Here is a 23,258-nt window from a genome sequence, read left to right as displayed (position 1 = left end):
TGGGGGTGGTCGCCCGAGGGGAACAGCGCCCGGCGGGCCCTGCCGCTGTCCCTCCCCGGGCGTCGTGCACCGTGAGCACCGCACACGCCCGGCCGACCGGGGGCCCCTCGACGACCTAGCAGTCCCGGGCACACGCATCCAGTACGACCATGGTGTAGACCCCTCCCCTCTGCCGGGCGGCGAGAACGGTCGTCGGGTCGGCCTGCCAGCGTCCGTCGACCCACTGCATCGGGAACGAGCGGCGGTGTGCGTTTCCGAGGCTCAGCAGTATCTCGACGGAGGTCTCGTCGTCGTTCACCTTTCCGATCGATGACGAGACTCGGAGAACCGCACGGCGGGCAGGCTTCGATGCCTCGAAGCTTCGTTCCATGGTGGTCGTGCAGTTCCTCGAAGCGGGATCGGCGAGGACGCACCACGTTCTGCCCGCACCCTGGTACTCGGCAATCTGGATCCGCCTGGCCGTTTCGTAGGCCCCGAAGGCATCCGGGCGCTGAATTGCCGAGTCGCCGTCGGTGACGCTGTCGCGCTCGGATTCGTCCCTGTCCGGAAGAGGGGTCTCTTGGAGGAGACTTCGTGGCGTCTCGTTCCGGTCGCCTCCGCCCACGCCCCTGAATTCGGATGATCCGGGCGCGGCGGAAGTGTCCCGTGGAGGAGCGAACCGCTCCTGGGAGAGCAGGGGGAAAATGCTGACGAGGACCGCCAGGACGGCCACCATGGACATCCAGTGGCCGTGCTTCACAGCATGCGTTTCGGCGCGGGGCAGTTCCTCTTCGGTGTCGTTGGAGGAGTCCTGGTCGAGGACGCCCACGTTCGACCGCGTATCACCGGAGGGAAGCGAGCCGGCCGAGGCCTCCTTCCTGCCCGAGGCCGAGTTCCTTTGCTGGCCGGCGGCCTGAACGCCCGAACTCTCCTGTGCCGTCGTCGCGGGCGCGAGTGATGTCATGAGGTCGGCCATCAGGTTCACTTCGGCGCGTTTCCGTTCGAGTTGCTCGGGTCCCCACTGCCCGAGCGAGGACCCGAGTGCCTCCGACAGTTGCCGATCCCGATGCCGGCGCGACTCGGCCCGAGCGGCCGCGCGCTTCTTCTCGGCTGCCCGCAGCGTCCGTCCCAGCGGGGAGAAGCGGCGCCATCCCCAGCCCGATGCGATGCTGATGAAGGTCCTCAGCACGGGTGCGATCCGGGCGCGCATCATCGGACCTCCTTCGTGACCTTCTGCGTCAGAGTCCGCCGCAGCTCGCCGTCACAGGTGTGATGGAACCTCTCCCGGGCGCGGCGCAGGCGCTGACGAATGGTCACGGGCTTTTCGTCCAGCAGGTCGGCAATCTCTGTCGGGGTGTGTCCCGCGTAGGCCAAGACCAGCACCTCCTTGTCTTTGGGGGGTAGTTGGTGCACCACCTCCAGGACTCGCCTGAGCAAGTCGCCACTGGTTGTCGACTCTTCCGGAGTGGGAGCCGAGTCGGGAGGGTCGACGGAGAACACCTCGCCGTCCTGCGAGGTCTGCAGGAGCGGAATCATGCGGGGGCGATTCCGTCGAGTGTGTGAGGAAAGGGAGTTCGTCAACGCGTGCCGGGCGTAGCCGACCGCTTTGGCATGGTCGATGGTGTTCCAGTTGATCTTCATCCTGGCGAGGATCATGTTCATTTCGCCCTCGCCGTCGAAATCGGGAACACCCCAGGACAGATAGTGAGCGAATCTGTACAACTTTTCCGCGCAGTCGGTGAAGAACTCGTCCCACGTCTCAAATGGCTTACCTCGCACTCTTTTACGGGGCAGTGGAGTCATGGGCGCGCTGCTCCTCGTTTGACAGGTGCCGACTGACTTCACCCATGACGCGCCCGCCGCGAGGAGCGTTACCGACTTTCCTCGCCATCACCCATTCGGGTGATCGATCGGTGTGGGGCAAGCCCTGCGAAAGCGGCGGCGGTAACGCGCGCCACCGCTGCCGCGTCTACGGCGCGGGGAACGCCCCCGAGCCCGAGGACGCAAAGGAAGTGGCGCACCGTGGAAAGGCGCACCGGAAGTTGCCGCGACGTGTCGACCCAGACCCTTCAACGAGTGGCCCTGCACACCGGAGTTCCCGGGGTGCTGGGGACGGCCCTGCTGGCCGTGGGCGCGGACGGCGCCGGCCAGACCGGTCCGGATCCGCTGGCCGTGCTGTGTGTGACCGTGGGCGCCCTCTGCGTGGGATGCGGGGTGGTGAGCCTCCTCGGCTGGGGGCTCCCGTTGCTGGCCCGCTCGGCGCGCGGCCTTCTCGGCCGTGCCGCGAAGCACACGGCGTACGGCACCCTCGCCCACTGGTGGCGGGAGTCGAAGGCCGCGATGGTCTGCGCCCTGCTGGCCGCCGTGGCGATCGAGCCGGTCTGGCACGTGCTGACGTACGTACTGCACGACCTGGGGCTGGTGTGGCCGTGGGAGTTGTACTTCCCGCTGCACTGAGGGAATGGAGGCGCACGGACGGGAACTGAGGGGCACGGACGGGAACCGATGGGCAGGGACGGGAACTGAGGCCGATTCACGCACCGTGGCTGCCGGGTGCCGTTGCTCCTACCATGGGAGGTCGCCGTCGGGGGAGGGTGGGACGTGACGCGTAACGCACCGCAGACGTCCGGGCGCCGGCTCGAGGACCGGATCGCGTGGGCGGTCAGGAACGCGGACGGTGTCGTGGCCATCGGTGTCGCGCTGGTCATCGGCGTACTGGACGTCCTGGACGAGAACTTCGACAACAACATCGTCTCCGGCGCCACCCTGCTGGTCCTGGCGGCGCTGGTCTACGGGTCGCTGACCGAGCGACGGCGGCGGGTGGCCGACATCAGGGGCGCGACCGAGGGCACGAGCCGGGCGATCGAGGACCTGGCCATGGTGCGGACCCTGTCCGGACCGGAGGTGGCCGTGGCGCACGAGAAGGCCCGCCGGAACACCGCCCGCTGGGTGTTCAAGGGCGGCACCGGCACCTATCTGCGCGCCGTCACGCTGCCGGAGTGCGTCGAGGAGGCGAAGCGACAGCGCCGCTCCCTCAGCATGAAGATCGACATCCTCAATCCGGCCGACGACCGCGTGTGCGCCGCGTACGCGCGGTTCCGGCGCACCTTCGGACACCGGGGCGAGGGCGGGGCGCTCCCCGAGTGGACCGCCGAGCGCACCAGCAAGGAGTCGTACGCCACCGTGCTCGCCGCCGCCTGGTACCGGCAGCGGCTGGACACCCTGGAGATCGACGTGCACCTGTCGTCGGTGGCACCGACCCTGCGTTTCGACCTGTCCGACACCTGCCTGATCATCACCCAGGACGACCCGCGCCGGGTGAGCCTGTACGTGGAGCGGGGCCGGCCGCTCTACGACTACTACGTCACCGAGTTGCACCAGAGCCGGGAACAGGCGGTCAAGCTCGATCTGCGGGAGGCCACACCCCTCAGCGACGAGCCGACCGTGGACGAGGCCGGACGGCTGCTCGACCGGCTCGGTCTGCCGCTGCCGACGAGTTTCACCGACCGGGATGTCGGCGACATCATCGACAGGGCGTTGAAGGCGGAGGACCCCTATCGAAGATGAGCGGCGTCTCGGAGACGAGCGGCGCGTTGGCGGTGACAACTCGGCCCACATGTGGTCTGAAGGGGGAGCGATGGACTACCCGGCCCTGGAACGGGCCGCCCGGCGGGAAGCCGCCGCCGAGCTGATGCGGCACGCCGTGTCGGAACTGGAGCAGGTCGTCTCGGGACGCCTTGCCCTGCGCGCCGTGCGCCATCCGCTCGGATTCATCTGCCTGCCGATCCTCCGCGACGGTCCGCGGGGGGTCTGCGTCCATGTCTTCGGAGGAAGCGGGGCCGCCGGGCAGCCCGGTCCGCCGGAGCCCGCCCCCTCGGTCCCCCAAGTGCACTCCCACAGCTGGGATCTGACCAGCACGGTGCTGTACGGGCGGCTCGGCAACCGGCACATGGGGGTCTACGAGGAGACCGTGAAACCCACCCACCGGGTGTTCGAAGTGCACAGCGATCCGTCCGGGGTGGACGAACTGCGGCCGACCGAGCGGCTGGTGCGTTGTCTGCCCGGTGTCGAACGGACGAGCGTACGAGGTCAGACGTACGCCCTTCCCGCGGGCGAGTTCCACACCACCGTGCTGCCGGACGACCGCCCCACCGCCACGCTGGTGCTGGGACGGACACGGCCCGGCCGGGCGGACCTCTCACTGGGCCCGTTACGGGCTCCGGGACACCGGATGGTCCGCAGGACCTGTGACGCGACCCAGACGGCCCGGATCGCCGCGAGCGCCGTCAGGAGGATCCATGAGCCCGAGTCCCCTGCTGCCGAACCACCCGCCTGACCCTTCGGCCCGCTTCGCCTCCGAGTGCCGCACGGCGGTGGCCGCCGCCGAGGAGGCCGGGGCGTTGCTGCGGTCCCGGTTCCCGGACGGCTTCGCCGCCCGCCCCAAGGGCGCACACGGCGACGTCGTCACCGATCTGGACCTGATGGCCGAACGCCTCGTCGTGGACCGCATCCGCGATCGCTTCCCGCACGACCGGATCCTCGCCGAGGAGTCCGGGGAGCTGTGCGGCGACGGCGACGGGGGTGACGGCGACGGTGGTGACGTCTGTGGCGGCCGCACCTGGCTCGTGGACCCGCTCGACGGCAGCAACAACGTGGTGATCGGGCTGCCCGCCTACGTCGTGGGCATCGCCCTGTGCGTCGACGAGGCACCGGTGGTCGGCGTGGTCCACGACCCGGTGACCGGACGCACCTGGTCGGCGCTGCACGGCGGCGGCGCGCACGGGCCGCACGGACGGCTCGCCCGCGTCGCCGACGGCCGTCCGCTCTCGTCGGCGGGACCGCTGCTGGCCTGGACCCAGGGCCACGCGGTGGGCCGCGACGACCCCGCCGCCCGCGCCCTGAAACACACCCTGGAGACCCGGTCCCGGCGGCTGCTCCAGCTGTGGGCGCCCCTGCTGACCTGGGCCATGCTCGCCCGTGGGGACATCGACGGGTTCGTCGGATACCGGGCGGAGGCGATCGACCTGCTGGCCGGGGCCCTCTTGGCCCGCGAGGCGGGAGTGACCGTCCGGCACCTCGACGGCCGCGAGTTCCGCGGTGGCTTCACCGGGCCGGACACCGAGCGTTCCTTCGTCGCGGGGCGGCCGGAGGTGCTGCCGTATCTGCTGGAGCTGGTCGCGGCGTCCGCCGCCCCAGGGCTCGGCCGGCCTTCGTTCGCGTCCGAGGGCGACTCCGTCCCGTGACCTCGCCTACTCCGGCTACTCCGCCTACCCCGTCAGCGTCAGCGCCAGCACCGACGCCGCCACCGCGGCGACGGCCAGTACCGCGCCCGTCCCCATCAGCCGCGCGACCGGCACCCGCACCCCGTACGCATGGCACCGCTCGTACCACAGCAGCGTCGCCAGCGAGGCCCACGGCGTCACCACGGGGCCCACGTTGGTGCCGATGAGCAGCGCGAGCAGCTGGTCGTGGTTGCCCATCGGGACGGCCGCCTCACCGGCCAGGTAGACGGGGAGGTTGTTCAGGACGTTCGACAGGCCCCCGCCGACCGCGGCCGCCCGGAACAGGCCCCACAGGCCGCCGTCGTGGCCGACCGCGGAGGCCAGCAGGTCGTGCAGCCCGTTGGCGTTGACCGTCTCCACGACCAGGAACATCCCGGGCACCATCACCAGCAGCCGCCAGGGGACCAGCGACAGTTTCAGCGTCGAGCGGCTGCGCACCGCGAACGCCGCCACGGCGACTGCCGCGGCCGTGGCGGACGCCACCCACAGCTCCACGTCGGCGACCAGGATGGCGAGCAGGAAACCGGCGCAGGCCAGCCCGCAGGCCCGGAACAGCACCGGGTCGGCGGGCCGGTGCACCTCGGGCGGCCGATAGCGGTCGGAGTTCCCGGACCGCGGGTCGCCTGCGCGTACGTCGTCCGCGCGGGCCGCGCCGGGCCCGGACGCCGGAACGCCGGTACGGGCGGGCACACCCGTCTCCGGGCTCTCCGTCTCCGGGCTCTCCGTCTCCGGGCTCTCCGTCTCCGGATCCAGGCTCTCCGTCTCCGGCCCCAGGGCCTCCGCCCGCCTTCCGCGCCGCCAGTAGAACAGCCACAGGCAGACCATGGTCACCGCTATGGCCGCCAGCTGCGGTGCCCACATCCGGCCGGCCAGGCCGAGTGGGGACAGCGCGACCCGGTCCGCGGCCAGCAGGTTCGTCAGGTTGGAGACCGGCAGCAGCAGACTCGCCGTGTTGGCCAGCCACACCGTCGTCATCGCCAGTGGCACCGGCGCGATGCCGACCCGTGAGGCGAGCGCCAGCATCACCGGTGTCAGCAGCACGGCGGTGGTGTCCAGGTTCAGGGCGATGGTCGTGACGGAGGCGAAGGCCACGCACAGCAGGAACAGGGCCGCGTAACTGCCCCGGCCGGCCCGTGCGACACGCGCCGCCACCACGTCGAACACCTCGGCCTTACTGGTCAGCTCCGCCAGCACGATCACCGTGCCCAGGAACGCCAGCAGCGGGGCGATCCGCGTCATCGCGTCGCCCGCCGACCCGGTGGGCAGTAACCCCGTCGCCACGCACAGCAGCCCGACCGCCAGCAGGCCGATCGCCACCCGGTCGAGCACATGCAGACGCAGAAAAACACGCACGCAGGGAAGGGTCGCACATCTGTGCCCGGCTGTGACCAGGGGCTGTTCGCGACCACCGGCCCCGGTCGGGCCTTTCAGCCACAGGAGTCGTCGCGGAAACGGTTCATACCGACGCTCTCTCGTTGCATCATGAATATATGGTGGCTCGTCAGATCACCCCGGGGGAAACCGGGCCATTGGACTTCTTCGTCAGCTACTCACCGGCCGACGAACGCTGGGCGTCATGGATAGCGTGGACCCTGGAGGAGGCCGGGTACCGCACCGTCCTCCAGGCATGGGACTTCGTACCCGGCACCAACTTCGTCGACTTCATGGACCGTGGGGTCAGCGAGTCCGCCGCCGTGATCGCCGTACTGTCCCGCAACTACGAGCGCTCCCGCTACGGCCGGATGGAGTGGCAGGCCGCGTTGCGCGCCGACCCCGACGCCCCGGAGCGAAGACTCCTCACCGTCCGTGTCGAGGACATCCCGGTGGAGGGCCTGCTGGCCACCATCACCTACGTCGACCTGGTCCCCGTCACCGACGCGTCGGCCGCCCGGGAGCTGCTCCTGACCCGGGTCCGCCAGGCCCTCGACGGCCGCGCCCGGCCCAGCCTGCGCCCCGGCTACCCCGGCGGGAACGGCAGCCACCCGGCGCACCCCGCCCCGACGGCGCCGCCCGCCCCGCCATCGCCCGCACGACCCCTCGGCCGCCCGGGCTGGGCCGGACGGCGCAGGCCCGCGGCTCCGCCGGTGTACCCGCGCACCCAGCAGGACGCGCGGGCGCGCGAGGCCGTCACCGTGCTCCACCTGGCCGGGCCCGCCTTCGGCCGCGGGCAGGACCCCGCCGAGTTGCAGGCGGCGATCTGGGGCGACCTCGTCGAACTCACCGACGCCGGGGCCCCCGCTCCCGACCTGCTGGTGGTCACCGGCGACCTGACCGCCTCCGGCAGCCCCCGGGAGTTCGAACAGGCGCTGGCCTTCCTCACGGGCCTGCGGGCGCTGCTCGGCCTCGAACCCCACCGGGTCGCCCTCGTCCCCGGCGGCCGGGACGTCAACCAGGCCGCCTGCCGGGCCTACTTCAGCACGTGCGAGGCCGACGAGATGCCGCCCCGGCCGCCGTACTGGCCCAAGTGGCGCCACTTCGCCCGGCTCTTCCAGGAGCTCTACCAGGGCCTCGACGCCGTCTTCGACAGCGACCAGCCCTGGACCCTCTTCCCGGTGCCCGAACTGCACACGGTCGTCGCGGGCCTGAACTCCTCCATGGCCTACAGCCACCGCCTCGACGACCAGTACGGCATGGTCGGCCCCGAGCAGGCCGCCTGGTTCGCGCAGGCGCTGCGTCCGTACGAGGAGGAGGGGTGGCTGCGGATCGGCGTCCTGCGCCATCCACCCGGGGCGGCGGCTCGTACCGCCGCGTCCCGCACCGGCTCCCCGGACGGCGCCGGTCCGTTGCGCGACATCGACGTACTGACCCGGCTGACCGCACCCAGGCTGCACCTGCTGCTGCACGGCCCGACCGGCCCCGGGGCGCAACCGGTCCTGACCACCGCCTCCGGTGAGGTGCAGGTGCTCGGTGCCGCCGGGCCCGGCCGGCACCAGCTGCTCCGCATCAGCCGCGACGGCCTGACGAGTTGGCAGGGGCAGGGCCAGGGGCAAGGGCATGGGCATGGGCACGGCCAGGACCTGGGGCACGGCCAGGGAGAGCAACAGCAACAACAGGCACAGCCGCGGCGGCGACCGGTCGAGTGGCGGCGGGCCCACCGCGCGTTCGGTCCCGACCCGGACGAACCGCCGGTCGCCGGGGGCCCGGGAACCATCACACCCGACACCGCGGAAGGCCCGGCCGCCATGCGCGAACCCGAGCCCCGCGCCGTGCAGTCCCCGGCCGAGGCGCTGCTCGCGCGCGTCGCGGAGGTCTGCCGCACCCGCCACGAGGGCGCCCAGATCCGCCCGGTGGCCGGACCGGTGCCCCAACTGCTGGTCACCTGGACCCAGTCGGGCTTCGTCCGGCAGCAGCGGGTCGCCGTGCACACCGGCACCCCGACCGCACAGGACGTCGAGCGTTTCGTGGCCCTCGTGCACGCCGCGGACTCCGAGACCGAGGCCGAACTCGTCCACGACGGCCCGCCGCCCGCCCGCGAACTGCGCGACCTGGCCCGCCGCAGGGGCGTGCGGGTGCGCAGCTTCACCGAGTTCCAGGGCCTGCTCGACCTGCGCGGGTACGTGGGCGCGCAGAGCGAGCGGCTGCGCACCGACCCCCGCTACCCCCCGGACATGTACCTTCCGCAGCGGTACCGGGAGGTGGAGCGCCTCGGTGCCGAGGAGCGGGACGGGCTGGTCGACGACATGCTCCGGCTGCTCGACTCCGACCAGGGCCGCTTCCTGCTGCTGCTCGGCGACTTCGGGCACGGCAAGACGTTCGCGCTGCGCGAGCTGGCCCGCCGTATCCCGGCCGAACTGCCGCACCTGGTACCGCTGTTGGTGGAGCTGCACGCGCTGGACCGCGCCTACTCCTTCGAGGGACTGGTCGCCGCCCACCTCGCCGCCCACGGCGTCGACAACATCGACCTGCGGGCCTTCCGCTACATGCTCCAGCAGGGCCGGATCGTGCTGCTCTTCGACGGCTTCGACGAACTCGTCACCCAGGTCAGCTACGACCGCGCCGCCGAACGCCTCCAGGTGCTGCTGGACTCCGCCGTGGACAGCGCCAAGATCGTGGTCAGCAGCCGCACCCAGCACTTCCGCTCCCAGGGGCAGGTGCTGACCGCGCTCGGCGAACGCGTCGGGCTGCTCCCGCAGCGCCGGGTGCTGGCGGTCCAGGAGTTCACGCCGCGGCAGATCCGCGCCTACCTGGTCAACCGCTACGACGGCGACGAGCGCGCCGCCGACCGCCGCGTGCGGCTCCTCGACGCGATCCCCGACCTGCTCGCCCTGTGCCGCAACCCCCGGCTGCTCGGCTTCGTGGCCGACCTCGACGACGACCAGCTGCGCGCGGTCGCCGGAGCGGGCCGCGCCCTCAGCCCGGCCGGGCTCTACCAGGAGGTCCTCACCGCCTGGCTGCGCTTCGAGGCGCACCGCGGCAGCGGCGGCCCCGGCAGGGCACCCGGACTCGGCCTCGACCAGCTGTGGGACGCGGTCACCGCACTCGCCCTGCGACTGTGGGAGAGCGGCCAGGACTCGCTGCGGCTCGACGAGCTCACCGACGTCGCCGAGACCCTGACCGGACTCGCCGACAGCCGCCTGTCCGTGCCGCAGGCCGCGCACGCCGTCGGCTCCGGCAGCCTGCTGGTCCGCAGCGAGGACGGTGTGTTCCGGTTCATCCACGGCTCGGTGGTGGAGTGGCTGATCGCCCGCGAGTGTGCGCGGCGGCTGGCCACCGGCGACACCACGCTGCTGGCACGACGTCAACTGAGCCGCCTCGCCGTGGAGTTCCTGTGCGACCTCGCCGACCACCGGGTCTGCCAGGAGTGGGCCGAGGGCGCGCTCGGCGGCACCGCCGGGGACGAACCGGAACCGACCGTGCGCGGCGAGGAGACCGCCCGCGCCAACGCCGTGAAGATCCTCACCCGGCTCCGCGTCCCCGCCCACACCGACCTGCGCGGCGCCGCCCTGGCCGGGGAGGACCTGTCGTACCGCGACTTCTCCGGTGTCGACCTCACCCGCGCCGACCTCACCGACGCCCGGCTGATCGGCGCCAACCTCTCCGGCGCCGTGCTGCGCCACGCCCGGCTGACCGGGGCGTGGCTCGACGGCGCCGACCTCACCGGAGCCGACCTGCGCGGCGCGGATCTGCGGCGGGCCCGGCTGATCCGTACGGACCTGACCGGCGCCCGGGTGGAGGGCGGCCGGTGGCGACGGGCGGCGCTCGTCTCGGCGACCACCGGGCCCGGCCTGACGGACAGCCCCGAACTGGCCACCGCAGCCGTCGCCCCCAAGATGGCCGTCGACTCCGGCTTCCGGCCCTCCGCGGTCGGCGTGCCGTACGGCTACGACATGCGCACCAGCCGCCTGCCCGAACCCATCTCGTACAGCCCCGACGGCGAACTCCTCGCCGTGGGCAGCGAGGACGGCGGCGTACTGGTCTGCGACGCCGTCACCGGCACCGCCCTGCGCACCCTCCAGGGCCACACCGGCCGGGTCTACGCGGTGAAGTTCCGCGACCGGGTCCTGGCCACCGGCAGCGCCGACGGCACCGTACGCCTGTGGGACCCGGTCTCCGGACGGTGCCGCCACGTGCTGCGGATCCACGCAGGCGGCGTCTGGCCGGTCGCCCTCGACGCCGACGGTTCCCTGCTGGCCACCGGCGACGCCGACGGCGTGGTCACCCTGTGGGACACCGCCTCGGGCACCCCGCTGCGGCGGCTGCCGGGCCACTCGGCGCCCGTCTACACGGTGGCCTTCGGACCGGACGGCACCACCCTCGTCACCGGGGACGCCTCCGCCGCCGTACGGCTTTGGGACATCGCCACCGGACAGCGGCTCGGTGAACTGCCGGGCCACCGGGGCGCGGTGTTCCGGGCGAGGTTCAGCCCCGACGGGACACTGCTCGCCACCGGCGACATGGGCGACGGGCAGGGAGCCGGAACGGTCCGGGTGTGGGACGTCACCGGGCGAAGGGTGCTGCACGAGTTCACCGGCCACCCTGGCCGCGTCTACACCCTGGACTTCCACCCCGGCGGCCGGTTCCTGGTGAGCGGGGACACCGAAGGCGACGTACGGCTGTGGGACCTGGTCGCGGGCGGCCCCGCCGGGCTGCTCGGCGGCTGCCGCGGCGCCGTCTACCAGGTGCTGTTCGACCCCGACGGGACGCTGCTCGCCGCGGGCGACAGCGCCGGAGTGGTCCGGCTGTGGCGGATCGACCCCGAGGCCGACCCGGCCTCCGGCGGCCCGCCCGTCGCCGTCCCCCTGACCCGGCAGCCCTCGGAGCACCGCGGCTCGGTCTGGGTGTGCAAGTTCCGTCCGCACGGCGACACGCACGCCCCGGAGCCGGGGTCCCTGCTGGGGGCCGGATCGCTGCTGGTGACCGGCGGCAACGACGGTGTCGTACGGATCTGGGACCCGGCCACCGGACAGGGACGGCGCATCCTGCGCGGCCACGGACGGCGCGTCGGCACCCTGTCGTTCAGCGCCGACGGCTCCCTGCTGGCGGCCGGCGGCAACGACGGAGTCGTCGGCGTGTGGCACTGTGCCTCCGGACGGCGGCTGCGTGAGCTGACCGGCCAGGGCGACCGCCTGGTCTCGGCGGTGTTCAGCCCGGGCGGCACCCTGCTGGGCACCGCGAGCAGCGACGGCGACATGTACCTGTGGAACGCCGCCACCGGCGAGTACCAGCGCGAGATGGACGTCGAGACCGACCACGTGTGGGCCGAGGCGTTCAGCCCCGACGGCGAACTCCTCGCCACCGCCAACGACGACGACACCGTGCGGCTCTGGTACCGGGCCACCGGCGCCCACGTCACCACCATCGGCGAGCACTTCGGCCGGGTCCGCTCGATCGCCTTCCGGCCCGACGGCGCCGTCCTCGCCACCGGCTGCGACGACCGCAAGGTGCGGATCTGGGACCTGGCCGACCACCGGATCACCGCTGTCCTCGACGGACACACCGACCGGGTGTACGCCGTGGCGTTCGCGCCCGACGGATCCTGGCTGGCCAGCGCCTCCTGGGACGGGCATGCCGTGATCTGGCAGGACGGCACGCCCGTGCACCGGCTGACCGGCCACACCGGCAAGCTGTGGACGGCCGCGGCCCATCCCCTGCGCCCTCTCCTGGCCACGGCCGGCGACGACCGCACGGTACGTCTGTGGGATGCCCGCACCGGCCGCGAGACCGCCGCCCTGACCGGCCACACGGGCCGCGTTCTGACGGTCGCCTTCAGCCCCGACGGCTCCCTGCTGGCGAGCGGCGGCGAGGACGGCACGGTACGGCTGTGGAACGTGCCCGGCGACGCACCCGTGGATGGCTCCGCCGACGCCCCCGCCGACGCCCTCGCCACCTTGCGCGCCACCCTCGTCGGGATGCCGGGCGGCTGGGCCGCGCTGTCGCCGTCGGGCGGCTACAAGTACGAGGGCGACGTCACGGGCGAGTTCTGGCACGTGGTCGGCATGTGCCGTTTCGAGCCGGGCGAACTCGACGGCAATCTGCCGGGGGTGCGTCAGGTGCCGTTGGAGGAGCAGTTGGGGTGAGGCGGGCTCGGCTTCTTGTCGCGGTATCCGAGCGCGGCCTGGACGATCCGGTCGGTCACCGGGTTCACCTCCTCGGACTTCGCGTCGGTCGCGTTGACCGAGTACACGAGGGTGAAGCACAGGTCCTCGGTGGCGCCGATGGCCGTGCTGTAGCCCGGGCGGGCACCCGACTTGAACCACAGCTTGCGGCCGTCAGGGAGCTCCTCCAGTGCCAGTCCCGCGCTCATCTTCGCACCGGGGACGTCCGCCACCGTGAGCATCTCCTTCTTCAGCAGCGGTTGCGGCACGACCTCTGCCCTGAACAGCGCGACCAGGAACTTCTCCAGGTCCTCCGTGGTCGAGATCATGTCGCCCACGGCCCACCGGTCGGACATGTTCCACTCGGTGGCGTCGGCCAGACGGCCGTCCGCGAGGAGCTGGTAGCCGCGGTTGTGCGGGCCGTGGATACGGGGGTCCGGGCCGCCGGGGAAGGAGGTGTCCCGCATACCGACCGGCTTCAGCACGCGCACGTACGCCTGGTGCTCGTAGGAGTCGCGCGTCACCCGCTCGATCAGCAGGCCGAGGACGGTGTAGTCGATGTTCTGGTACTTCTGCTGGTCCCCGGGATCGAAGGCGGGGCCCTGGGCGACGGACGAGGCCACGACCTCCTCGGGAGTCAGGGTGACGTAACGGTTGTCGTAGCCCTCGCCGTTGACCGGGCCGAGACCCTTGCCCGGCTTCAGCCCGCTTGAGTAGGTCAGCAGGTGCCGCACCGTGACGGGCTTGGTGAAGGCGTCGGGGAGGAGGCCCGGGAGGTACGTCTCCACGTTCTCGTCCAAGTCCACGCGGCCTTCGGCGGCAAGCTGCAGCACCATCGCGGCCGTCACCACCTTCGTCGTGGAGCCGGCGCGGAAGCGCCCGTTCTCCAGGGCCGGGCGGTTCGTCCTCAGGTCGCGGACCCCGGCGGTGCCCCGCCAGGCGCCCTCGGCGCCGCCGACCCGGACGAGCGCGGCCGTCGCGTCGTCGTTCGGCAGCCCGGAGATCGCCTCGCACAGCGCGGTGTGGTGCGGGCCCGTGGTGTCACAGCGCGCCGCCGGCGGCGCCGCCGCGGGGGAGGCGGCGGCCACCGCGGGGCCGGCCGCCATGCCCAGGGCGAGGACGGAGGCGAGGGCGACGGCTAAGCGCGTACGGGTGGGCATCGGCAACTCCTCGGTGAGGGGCGGGTGTTGATGTTGATCATGCGGCGTGGAGCGCGTCCCGCGGATCATCACTGAGAAGGGCGGCTGCCCCCGAACCGGCCCCAGGGGAACCCTTAGGGGGCGGGAAAAAACCGTTATCCGTGCCGCCTCCACCCCGTCTCCACACGCATCACCTGTTCCCCACGCACAGGAGCGAGACTGTGATCTCCGTCGCGAGCCGAGACCGGCTTCGCCCGGATTGGGATGCCCTGCGGCGATTCAATAGTCGCCGTTCAGGACTCCCGGGCCCGTCCCTCGCCAGGTTGGCTGAGAAAGTACCTCCGGAGGGAGCGTGACGGCGGAGAGGACGCACGTGGACGGGCGACAGTGGCGCGCCACCATCGCGGCCGCGCAGGCCGGCGACCGGCGTGCCCTGGACGAACTCGTCGAGGGCTGGCTGCCGCTGGTCTACAACATCGTCGGCCGCGCCCTCAACGGCCACGCGGACGTCGACGACGTCGTGCAGGAGACCATGCTGCGGGCCGTCGACAACCTCGGCACGCTGCGCGATCCGGACAGTTTCCGTTCCTGGCTCGTCGCGATCGCCATGCGGCAGATACGGGACCGGGCGCGCCGCAGGTCCGCCGACCGGCTGACCGAGGACGTGGCCCACGAGGCCGCCGACTTCGCCGAACTCACGGTCTTGCGGCTGCAGTTGGAGGGGCAGCGGCGCGAGGTCGCCGAGGCGGTGCGCTGGCTCGACGACGAGGACCGGCAGCTGCTGTCCCTGTGGTGGCTGGAGGTCGCCGGCGAGCTGACCCGGCGCGAGCTCGCCGCCGCGGTCGGCATCAGCCGGCAGCACGCCGCCGTGCGCGTCCAGCGGATGAAGGCCCGCCTGGAGACCGCGCGCGGCATCGTCCGGGCCCTCGGCGGGGCCTGCCCCGAGCTGCGCGAGCTGACCGGCCGCTGGAACGGCCGGCCCGACTCCGTATGGCGCAAGCGCTTCGCCCGGCACATCAGGGGCTGCGCCTACTGCGCCGCACCCGGCCGGGCGGTCGTGCCGGCGGAGCGGCTCCTCGTCGGGATCGCGCTCGTCCCGGTCCCGGTCGGGTTCACGCTGTCGCTGGTGTTCGGCGGCAAGACCGCGGTGGCCGCCACGGCCACCACCGTCGGCTGGTCCGCCAAACTCCTGGGCGCGCTCACCCAGCCCGCCGTGGCGGTGACGGCCGGAGCGACGCTCGTCGCGGGCGGCGCGTACGTCGTCACGCAGCCCCCGGACGCCCCGCCGCCGCGCGCGGCGGCCCCCACGGCCGCGAGCACGGCCCGCCCACCGGCGCGCACCCCGTCGTCGTCCCCCGCCCCGTCCGCATCCCTCTCCCCCTCACCCTCGCCGACGCGCACGAAGAAGGCCGACCCGTACGGCACGGTCGTCGACGCCGTCGACAGGGCCCCCGACCCGGACACCGAGCCCGCGGCCCTGCCGCACCGGCCCGAGTCCGGCGTCACCAGCACCGGCGGCGCCCACGCCACCATGAACCACCGCGGGGACAGCGTGACGCTTCAAGGGGAGGGCTATGTCCTCGTCCGCTGGCAGATCTCGCCGCAGTACCGGGCGGGCAGCCTCGTCATGCCGGCCTGGACGGGCCTGAAGGGCGAGCTCTTCCACGTGGCCTCGGGCGGCGGCCGCCGCATGGACGACCCCGTCAGCAGCACCGACCCCTCCGCCACCGGCATGGGCAACTCGACCACCGGTTACGCCGTCCTGCCTCCCGGCACCCAGCAGATGTGGCAGAACGAGTACTTCTACGTCGACGGCAGCGTCACCCTCACCGTGAACGAGCGGGGCGCCGACTACGGCCTGAACGTCTTCCCGACCACCTGGGACAAGGCGGAGGAGGACGTGCGGACCGGTCCCCTCGACGGCGCGAAGCGCTACGGCCTCGTCCGCGACAACGGCAAGGAAACCGCCCCGGTCCCGCAGTACCTCACCCGCAAGACCCCGGCCGACCCGGCGACCGTTGCTCAGGAGTCGCGCGTGTAACGGTTCCTGTCCCGTGTACGGCGGCCGGTCGGCTCCGCACTCCGCAACGCGCACAGCATCTCGATCCGGTTCGTGGTGATCGAGTCGACTCCCGCGTCCAGCAGCCGCCGCATCGAGCGGCGGGTGTCGGGCGTCCACACCGACAGCAGGTAGCCGTCCCGGTGGACGCGGGTGGCGAGCTCCCGGGTCACCAGGGCGAATCGGTAGTTGAGCCAGCGCGGGCGAACGGCGTCGAGGAGCGCCGGGCGGGGCGGGGCGAGCGTCGTCCAGGTCAGGGCGATCTCGGCGGAGGGGGAGGCGGCGCGTACGGCGAGCATCGTGTCGGCGCCCGCACAGTAGTAGACCCGCTCCTCGGCCCCGCACTCCCGGACGACGTCCACGACCTGCCGAACCGCGCGGGGATCGGCCGCGCCCGGCAGGTCGATCATCAGGCGGCTGTCCCCGGCGGCGAGGAGCGCGTCCGCCAGCGTTGGAACCCCGCCGCCGGTGAGGCCGCGCACCTCGGCCGAGGACAGCGTGGCCAGCGGCCGGTCCTGCTCCCACAGCCGCTTCAGGGTCGCGTCGTGCAGCAGGACGGGCACGCGGTCCCGGGTCAGCCGTACGTCGATCTCCACCGCGTCCGCGCCCGCCTGGAGCGCGAAGCGCAGGGAGTCGATCGTGTTCTCGCGGACACGGTAGGGGTGGCCGCGATGGGCCACGGCTGTCACGGTGCGCATGGCCCCCATTGTGGTGGTTCAGGGGCCGGGACCAGAGTGCGGGATTTCGTGGATTTCGCCGGTCTTGTGGTTCTCGTGGGTCTCAGGGGGCGAGCCAGGCGGAGGTGTACGTGTCGATCTCGCCCGTGATCCGTGCCTTGCCCGCCGCGTCGAGGAAGGACGCCTCCACCGCGTTCTTGGCGAGCGCGGCCAGCCCTAGCTCGTCAAGGTCGAGGAGGCGGGCGGCGACGGCGTACTCGTTGTTGAGGTCCGTGCCGAACATCGGCGGGTCGTCGGAGTTGATGGTGACCAGGATTCCGGCCCGCACGAACTCCTTGATCGGGTGCTCGTCGAGCGTGCGGACCGCGCGGGTGGCGATGTTGGAGGTCGGGCAGACCTCCAGGGCGATGCGGTGCTCGGCGAGGTGGGCGAGGAGCTCGGGGTCCTTCGCGGAGCTGGTGCCGTGCCCGATGCGCTCCGCGCGCAGCTCCTTCAGGGCGTCCCAGACCGTCTCCGGGCCGGTGGTCTCGCCGGCGTGCGGCACGGAGTGCAGACCGGCGGCGATCGCCCGGTCGAAGTACGGCTTGAACTGCGGCCGCGGTACGCCGATCTCGGGCCCGCCGAGCCCGAACGAGACCAGGCCCTCCGGGCGCAGACGGTCGGTCGTGGCCAGCCGGGCCGTCTCCTCGGCGGAGCCCAGGCCCGCCTCGCCGGGGATGTCGAAGCACCAGCGCAGTACGGTCCCGAAGTCGGCCTCGGCCGCCTTGCGGGCGTCCTCGATCGCGTCCATGAAGGCGCGCTCGTCGATGCCGCGCCGGGTGGACGAGTACGGCGTGATGGTCAGCTCGGCGTAGCGCACCTGCTGCCGGGCCATGTCCCGGGCGACCTCGTACGTGAGCAGCCGCACGTCCTCGGGGGTGCGGATGAGGTCGACCACGGACAGGTACACGTCGATGAAGTGGGCGAAGTCCGTGAACGTGAAGTAGTCGACGAGGGCCTCGGGGTCGGTGGGGACCTTGGAGTCGGGGTGCCGGGCGGCCAGTTCCGAGACGATGCGGGGGGAGGCGGAGCCGACGTGGTGCACGTGCAGTTCGGCCTTCGGGAGACCGGCGATGAAGGCGTGCAGGTCGCGGGCGGCGGCGCCGGCGGCGCTGGTCGGGCCTTCGGGTACGACGACGTGGTGGTCGGTCAAGGTTCCTCCCCGGGAACGGCGTCCCCCGGACCGTGGCCGGGGACGCGGGTGATCGGCTGATCGATGACTCGGGGATCATCGTAGGCGGCGGCCCGTGCGGGGGAGGCGTGGGCCGTAGCATGACGGAACGTACGACAGAGGGGATCCCGCGCATGTCCGACGAGGCCCAGCCGCCGCACACGCCGGACACTCCGGGTTCCTCGGATATATGGGGCGCGTCGGACTCCTCGGGCTCCTCGGACACCCAGGGCGCGTCGGACTCCTCGGGCGCCCCGGCCACCCGGGGCGCGTCGGTCCAGGACCCCTGGGCTTCCCCGGAGAACCGCGTCCCGGCCGCGCCCCAGCCCTCGGAGAACCCGCCGTCGACACCTCCGACCGGTCCTGGCGCCGATCCCGGCCCCGGCCCCGGCCCCGGCCCTGACCGTGACCGCGGCTTTGTCTCCGGGGCCGAGCCTGTCCCTGGCCCTGGCCTAGATCCGGGCCCCCGTCTGGGCCTCGGCCCCGGCCCTGACCGTGACCGCGGCTTTCCCCCCGGGGCCGAGCCTGTCCCTGGCCCCCGCCTCGATTCCGGCCCCGGTCCGGGCTCCGACCCGGGCCCCGAACTGGTTCCCCATCTCGGTCCTGGCCCGGATCCCGAGCCCGGCCCGGCCACCGAGACCCGCGCGGGCACCGATCCCCGCCCCGAACCGCAGGACGCCGTCCCGGCGCCCGAGGTCCGGCTGGACAAGCCGGTCTCCGCGTCGAAGGTGCAGCTCGACAAGCCGTCAGCGCCCGCGCCGAACCCGGCCGGCCCCGCGCCGAACCCGTGGGCGCCTCCCGCGGACTCCGTGTCGTCGGCGAGTACACCTCCGGTCCCGTCCCCCGCTTCCCACCAGCAGCAGGTCACGTACGGGTATCCGATGGCCACCCCGGCATCCCCGGCGCCCGGCACTCCGCCGCCCCCGCACGCCCAAGCCCAGCAGTGGGCCAATCCCTTCGCCCCGCCCCAGTCCCCGCCTCACGCCTCCTACCCGCCGCCCACGGCCCAGGCGCCCTTCGCGCCGCCCGCCGCCAACGCCTCCTACGCACCCCCTGGCCACGGCGAGCCCGTCCCTCCGCCGCCCATCGGCCCCGACGGCCCGGGACACGTGCACGTGCCGTACGGATACCCCCAGTACCCGGGCCAGTACGCGGCCTACCCCGCCTATCCGGCCTACGGCGACCAGATCGCCTCCCATCACGGCGCCCCGTACCAGGGCACTCCCGGCTACGGCACCCCCGGCTACGGCACCCCGGGCTACGGCTGGCACGGCATGCCGCTCGCGCCGAGCAACGGCATGGGGGTCGCCTCGCTCACCCTCGGGATCATCGCCGCCGCCGGGTTCTGTCTGTGGCCGCTGGCCATCGTGCTGGGCGTACTGGCGGTGATCTTCGGTGTGATCGGCCGTGCCAAGGCACGCCGGGGCGAGGCCACGAACCCGGGGCAGGCCCTGGCCGGGATCATCTGCGGAGCGGCCGGCCTCGTCCTCGCAGTGGTCGCGTTCGTCGTCCTCGTCATGGTCTCGGACGATGGCGGAAGCTCGGACGGCGACGGCTACTCCGCCTCGCCGGCCTCCACGTCACTCGTGGTGGGACACATGGTGAGCCACACCGACTAGGCGAGCCGCTCGCGCGCCTGCATGAGGGCGAACCCCAGCAGGTTCGGCCCCCGCCAGCGCTCGGGATCCGCGGCCCGCTCGTCGTCCGCGGCCAGGCCGATGCCCCACACCCGGTCCAGCGGGCTGGCCTCCACCAGGATCCGGTCGCCCGTGCCCAGCAGGAACTCCCGCAGGTCCGCGTGCGCGGCGAACTTGTGGACGCTGCCCTCGACGACGATCCCGAACCGCTCCCGCTCCCATATCGACTCGTCGAAGCCGCGCACCAGCCGTCCCGCCTTCTTGGCGACCGCCGGGTTCGCGGCCGTGACCGCCTTCTTCTCCGCCTCCGCGTCGCCGAACAGCCGGGCCTTCGACGCCATCATCCAGTGCTCGGCCGTCGCGTACTCCACCCCGTCCACTGTGAACGGCGAAGGCCACCACTGGCTCAGACAGCTCGCGCCGACGCGCCCGTCGGGCCGCGGCCGATGCCCCCAGAAGTGCAGGTACTTGACCCTCGACCCCGCGCGGACCGCGCCCACGAGGGCGTCCCACGAATCGATCTTCCCCATGCCGACGAGTCTGGCACGCACCACTGACAGTCCGTCCTTTGTTTTCCATGCCGACTGGACACCCGGTCGACAGATTCCGTCGCGTAACCAAAAGGCAACAACGGAATCCCTTGTTGAGGTGCCGGTGCTCTGCCAGGATCGGCACTCAAATCGAGCCTGAGCTACGCCGGCCCTCGGTGAGGGACGCGGAGGAGAGCCATATGGACCACCCGGGCACCGCCACCCCGGACCGTTTCCCGGCCCAGGACCGCCTCGCGGACGGCGCGCAGTTCATCGCGGGCCGCCTGAGGAAGGGAACCTCGGGCCGTACCCACGCCGTGGTCGACCCGGCCACGGGAGCCGAGGTGTACACCTACGAGCTCGCCGGTGCCGAGGACGTGGACGCCGCCGTCGCCGCGGCCCGCGCGGCCTTCCCGGGCTGGGCCGCCGCCACCCCCGGCGAGCGTTCCGACGCGCTGCACCGCTTCGCCGCCGTGCTCGCCGGCCGTGCCGAGGAACTCGCCCGCGCCGAGTCGCTCCAGTGCGGCAAGCCGCTGAAGCTGAGCCGTGAGTTCGACGTCCCGGGCACCATCGACAACACCGCCTTCTTCGCGGGCGCCGCCCGGCACCTGCAGGGGCAGTCCGCCGGCGAGTACTCCGGCGACCACACCTCGTACGTACGCCGTGAACCCATCGGTGTGGTCGGCTCCATCGCGCCCTGGAACTACCCGCTCCAGATGGCCGCCTGGAAGATCCTCCCGGCGATCGCCGCGGGCAACACGATCGTCCTGAAGCCCGCCGAGCTCACCCCGTTCACCTCGCTCCTCTTCGCCGAGGCCGCCACCGAGGCGGGCATCCCGGACGGGGTCGTCAACATCGTCACCGGCACCGGCAAGGAGGCGGGCGAGCGCCTCGTCGCGCATCCGGACGTGGCCATGACCTCGTTCACCGGGTCCACCGCCGTCGGCAAACGTGTCGCCGAGATCGCCACCGCCACCGTCAAGCGGATCCATCTGGAGCTGGGCGGGAAGGCGCCCTTCGTCGTCTTCGACGACGCCGATGTCGAAGCCGCGGCGCACGGCGCGGTCGCGGGCGCGCTGATCAACACCGGGCAGGACTGCACGGCCGCCACGCGCGCGTACGTGCAGCGGCCGCTGTACGAGGAGTTCGTCGCGCGGACGGCCGCCCTCATGGAGACCGTCCGGCTCGGCGACCCGTTCGCGCCCGGCACGGATCTCGGGCCGCTCATCTCGCACGCCCAGCGCGACCGGGTGGCCGGTTTCGTCGACCGGGCGCGTGCCCACGCGCGCGTGGTGACCGGCGGCGAGGCTCCCCAGGGCGAGCTCAAGGGCGGCGCCTACTACCGGCCCACGCTCATCGCCGACGCCGCCCAGGACAGTGAGATCGTCCAGTCCGAGATCTTCGGGCCCGTCCTCGTCGTCCTGCCCTTCGACACCGACGACGAGGGCATCCGGCTCGCCAACGACACCCCGTACGGCCTCGCCGCCTCCGCCTGGAGCCGTGACGTCTACCGGGCGAACCGCGCCACCCGCGAGATCAAGGCGGGCTGCGTGTGGGTCAACGACCACATTCCGATCATCAGCGAGATGCCCCACGGCGGGTACAAGGCGTCCGGCTTCGGCAAGGACATGTCCGCGTACTCGTTCGAGGAGTACACGCAGATCAAGCACGTCATGTTCGACAACACCGCGGTCGCCGCGAAGGACTGGCACCGCACGATCTTCGGGGACCGGCCCTAGGGCCCTGGCCACCGCACCGCCCTCCGCCGACCACGGCCACACCTCCCGAAAGGGCACCACGCGCATGGAGCAGTACGAGCCCGACCGGCTGTCCCCGGTCCAACTGGCCGCGATACGGCGCAGTTTCCGCAACGGCCGGGCGTCCCTGACGCGCCGCTCGCTGCTGCGTGCCTCCGCCGCGGGCGCGCTCGCGGTCGGCGGTGCCGGCGCGCTGAGCGCCTGCGGCATCCCCGCGGCGGGCAGGACCCAGGGAGGGGTCTCCGCGGAGGACCACTCGGCGAAGGAGAAGGTGGTCGACTTCTCCAACTGGACCGAGTACATGGACGTCGACGACAGCGAGAAGCACCACCCCACACTCGACCGGTTCACCCGGCGGACCGGCATCAAGGTCAAGTACACCGAGGACATCAACGACAACAACGAGTTCTTCGGCAAGATCAAGCCGCAGCTCGCCGCGGGCCAGGACACCGGTCGCGACATCATCGTCCTCACCGACTGGCTGGCCGGCCGGCTGATCCGCCTGGGGTGGGTCCAGAAGCTGGACCCGGAGAACCTGCCCCACGCCTACGCCAACCTGTCCGCCCAGTTCCGCAGCCCCGACTGGGACCCGGGCCGCGCCTACTCGTACCCCTGGCAGGGCATCTCGACCGTCATCGCGTACAACAAGAAGGCACTCGACGGCATCGAGGTGACGTCGGTCTCCGACATGCTCGACAACCCCCGGCTCAAGGGGCGCGTCGGCTTCTTGTCGGAGATGCGCGACAGCGTCGGCATGACCCTGCTCGACATGGGCAAGGACCCGGCGACGTTCACCGACGACGACTACGACGCCGCGATCGCCCGTCTGCAGAAGGCCGTCGACAAGGGCCAGATCCGCCGCTTCACGGGCAACGACTACACGTCCGACCTCACCAAGGGCGACCTCGCGGCCTGCGTCGCCTGGGCCGGTGACGTCGTCCAGCTCAAGGCGGACAGCCCCGACGTCGACTTCGTCATCCCCGACAGCGGCTACCTGACGTCCAGCGACAACATGCTGATCCCCAACAAGGCGCGTCACAAGACGAACGCCGAACGGCTCATGGACTACTACTACGAGCCCCGGCCGGCCGCCGAGCTCGCCGCCTACATCAACTACGTGTGTCCGGTCGACGGGGTGAAGGCGGAGCTGGAGAAGATCGACAAGGACGCGGCGGACAATCCGCTGATCATTCCCGACAAGGCCATGGCCGCGAAGTCCCATGCCTTCCGGCTGCTGAGCGGGAAGGAAGAGACGGCGTACGAGGAGAAGTTCGCGAAGCTGACGGGGGCGTAGGCCTCCGGCGGGTGCGGCAGGGGGTTCCTCGCCGCCGCCGCCCCTGCCCGTCCCATCCTGTCCCTGGGGGCTGCGCCCCCAGACCCCCGCATCGGCCTGCTGGCCTCGTCCTCAAACGGCAGACATATTAACGGTCTGAGTCTCGAGGTAGAAGGCATT

15 protein-coding genes and 1 pseudogene are annotated in these 23,258 nt (G+C 72.2%); 9 read left to right on the top strand and 7 right to left on the bottom strand.

Annotated elements, in window-relative coordinates; translation table 11 throughout:
* Window positions 1–115: 115 nt before the first annotated feature.
* Together AB0959_RS36775 and AB0959_RS36770 are read right to left on the bottom strand one after the other, a co-directional pair.
* On the bottom strand, window positions 116–1,192 hold the full coding sequence (locus tag AB0959_RS36775) for a hypothetical protein (protein ID WP_366831105.1): 1,077 nt from the start codon (window positions 1,190–1,192) through the stop codon (window positions 116–118).
* Window positions 1,189–1,782: a sigma-70 family RNA polymerase sigma factor gene (locus tag AB0959_RS36770; protein WP_366831104.1), complete on the bottom strand. Its 594-nt coding sequence runs from the start codon at window positions 1,780–1,782 to the stop codon at window positions 1,189–1,191. The genes AB0959_RS36775 and AB0959_RS36770 overlap by 4 nt, the downstream gene beginning before the upstream one ends.
* Before the next feature lie 273 nt (window positions 1,783–2,055).
* On the opposite strand from AB0959_RS36770, the gene AB0959_RS36765 reads away from it, so the two are divergent.
* The 4 genes from AB0959_RS36765 to AB0959_RS36750 all read left to right on the top strand — a co-directional run bounded on the left by AB0959_RS36765 (window position 2,056) and on the right by AB0959_RS36750 (window position 5,222).
* Window positions 2,056–2,436, top strand: coding sequence for a hypothetical protein (locus AB0959_RS36765; RefSeq protein WP_366831103.1), 381 nt, complete (start codon window positions 2,056–2,058; stop codon window positions 2,434–2,436).
* Between the two features lie 144 nt (window positions 2,437–2,580).
* Window positions 2,581–3,546, top strand: a complete 966-nt coding sequence (locus AB0959_RS36760) for a hypothetical protein (protein ID WP_366831102.1) — start codon at window positions 2,581–2,583, stop codon at window positions 3,544–3,546.
* A gap of 70 nt (window positions 3,547–3,616) precedes the next feature.
* Window positions 3,617–4,315, top strand: a complete 699-nt coding sequence (locus AB0959_RS36755; RefSeq protein WP_366831101.1) for a hypothetical protein — start codon at window positions 3,617–3,619, stop codon at window positions 4,313–4,315.
* Complete coding sequence (locus AB0959_RS36750) at window positions 4,278–5,222, top strand: inositol monophosphatase (protein WP_366831100.1); 945 nt, start codon at window positions 4,278–4,280, stop codon at window positions 5,220–5,222. Before AB0959_RS36755 ends, AB0959_RS36750 begins: the two co-directional genes overlap by 38 nt.
* A 24-nt stretch (window positions 5,223–5,246) precedes the next feature.
* On the opposite strand, the gene AB0959_RS36745 is transcribed toward AB0959_RS36750, so the two are convergent.
* On the bottom strand, window positions 5,247–6,614 hold the full coding sequence (locus AB0959_RS36745) for an SLC13 family permease (protein WP_366831099.1): 1,368 nt from the start codon (window positions 6,612–6,614) through the stop codon (window positions 5,247–5,249).
* Window positions 6,615–6,751: 137 nt separating this feature from the next.
* On the opposite strand from AB0959_RS36745, the gene AB0959_RS36740 reads away from it, so the two are divergent.
* Complete coding sequence (locus AB0959_RS36740; protein WP_366831098.1) at window positions 6,752–12,778, top strand: TIR domain-containing protein; 6,027 nt, start codon at window positions 6,752–6,754, stop codon at window positions 12,776–12,778.
* Here the strand turns inward: AB0959_RS36740 and AB0959_RS36735 are convergent.
* Complete coding sequence (locus tag AB0959_RS36735) at window positions 12,748–13,956, bottom strand: serine hydrolase domain-containing protein (protein ID WP_366831097.1); 1,209 nt, start codon at window positions 13,954–13,956, stop codon at window positions 12,748–12,750. The genes AB0959_RS36740 and AB0959_RS36735 overlap by 31 nt on opposite strands.
* A gap of 331 nt (window positions 13,957–14,287) precedes the next feature.
* Here AB0959_RS36735 and AB0959_RS36730 point away from each other — a divergent pair, with 331 nt between their 5' ends.
* Entirely contained in the window at window positions 14,288–15,976 is a 1,689-nt protein-coding gene (locus AB0959_RS36730) for a sigma-70 family RNA polymerase sigma factor (protein WP_366831096.1), read from the top strand.
* Here the strand turns inward: AB0959_RS36730 and AB0959_RS36725 are convergent.
* Window positions 15,958–16,692, bottom strand: coding sequence for a glycerophosphodiester phosphodiesterase (locus tag AB0959_RS36725; protein ID WP_366831095.1), 735 nt, complete (start codon window positions 16,690–16,692; stop codon window positions 15,958–15,960). The two genes, AB0959_RS36730 and AB0959_RS36725, sit on opposite strands and share 19 nt — an antisense overlap.
* Before the next feature lie 82 nt (window positions 16,693–16,774).
* A pseudogene (locus tag AB0959_RS36720) lies at window positions 16,775–17,928 on the bottom strand (adenosine deaminase).
* 87 nt (window positions 17,929–18,015) lie between these two features.
* On the opposite strand from AB0959_RS36720, the gene AB0959_RS36715 reads away from it, so the two are divergent.
* Window positions 18,016–19,500, top strand: coding sequence for a DUF4190 domain-containing protein (locus AB0959_RS36715; protein WP_366831094.1), 1,485 nt, complete (start codon window positions 18,016–18,018; stop codon window positions 19,498–19,500).
* Here the strand turns inward: AB0959_RS36715 and AB0959_RS36710 are convergent.
* A complete protein-coding gene (locus AB0959_RS36710) occupies window positions 19,497–20,048 on the bottom strand; it encodes an NADAR family protein (protein WP_366831093.1) in 552 nt (183 codons plus the stop codon). The two genes, AB0959_RS36715 and AB0959_RS36710, sit on opposite strands and share 4 nt — an antisense overlap.
* Before the next feature lie 200 nt (window positions 20,049–20,248).
* Between AB0959_RS36710 and AB0959_RS36705 the strand changes: the two genes are divergently transcribed.
* Window positions 20,249–21,787 (top strand): gamma-aminobutyraldehyde dehydrogenase, encoded by a 1,539-nt coding sequence (locus AB0959_RS36705; protein ID WP_366831092.1) that lies wholly within the window; start codon window positions 20,249–20,251, stop codon window positions 21,785–21,787.
* A gap of 64 nt (window positions 21,788–21,851) precedes the next feature.
* A complete protein-coding gene (locus AB0959_RS36700) occupies window positions 21,852–23,099 on the top strand; it encodes a spermidine/putrescine ABC transporter substrate-binding protein (RefSeq protein WP_366831091.1) in 1,248 nt (415 codons plus the stop codon).
* Window positions 23,100–23,258: the final 159 nt, after the last annotated feature.

Origin of the sequence: Streptomyces sp. NPDC046862, from assembly GCF_040704615.1 — a bacterium.
Lineage (GTDB): Bacteria > Actinomycetota > Actinomycetes > Streptomycetales > Streptomycetaceae > Streptomyces.
This window is presented reverse-complemented; position numbering and strand designations above follow the sequence as displayed.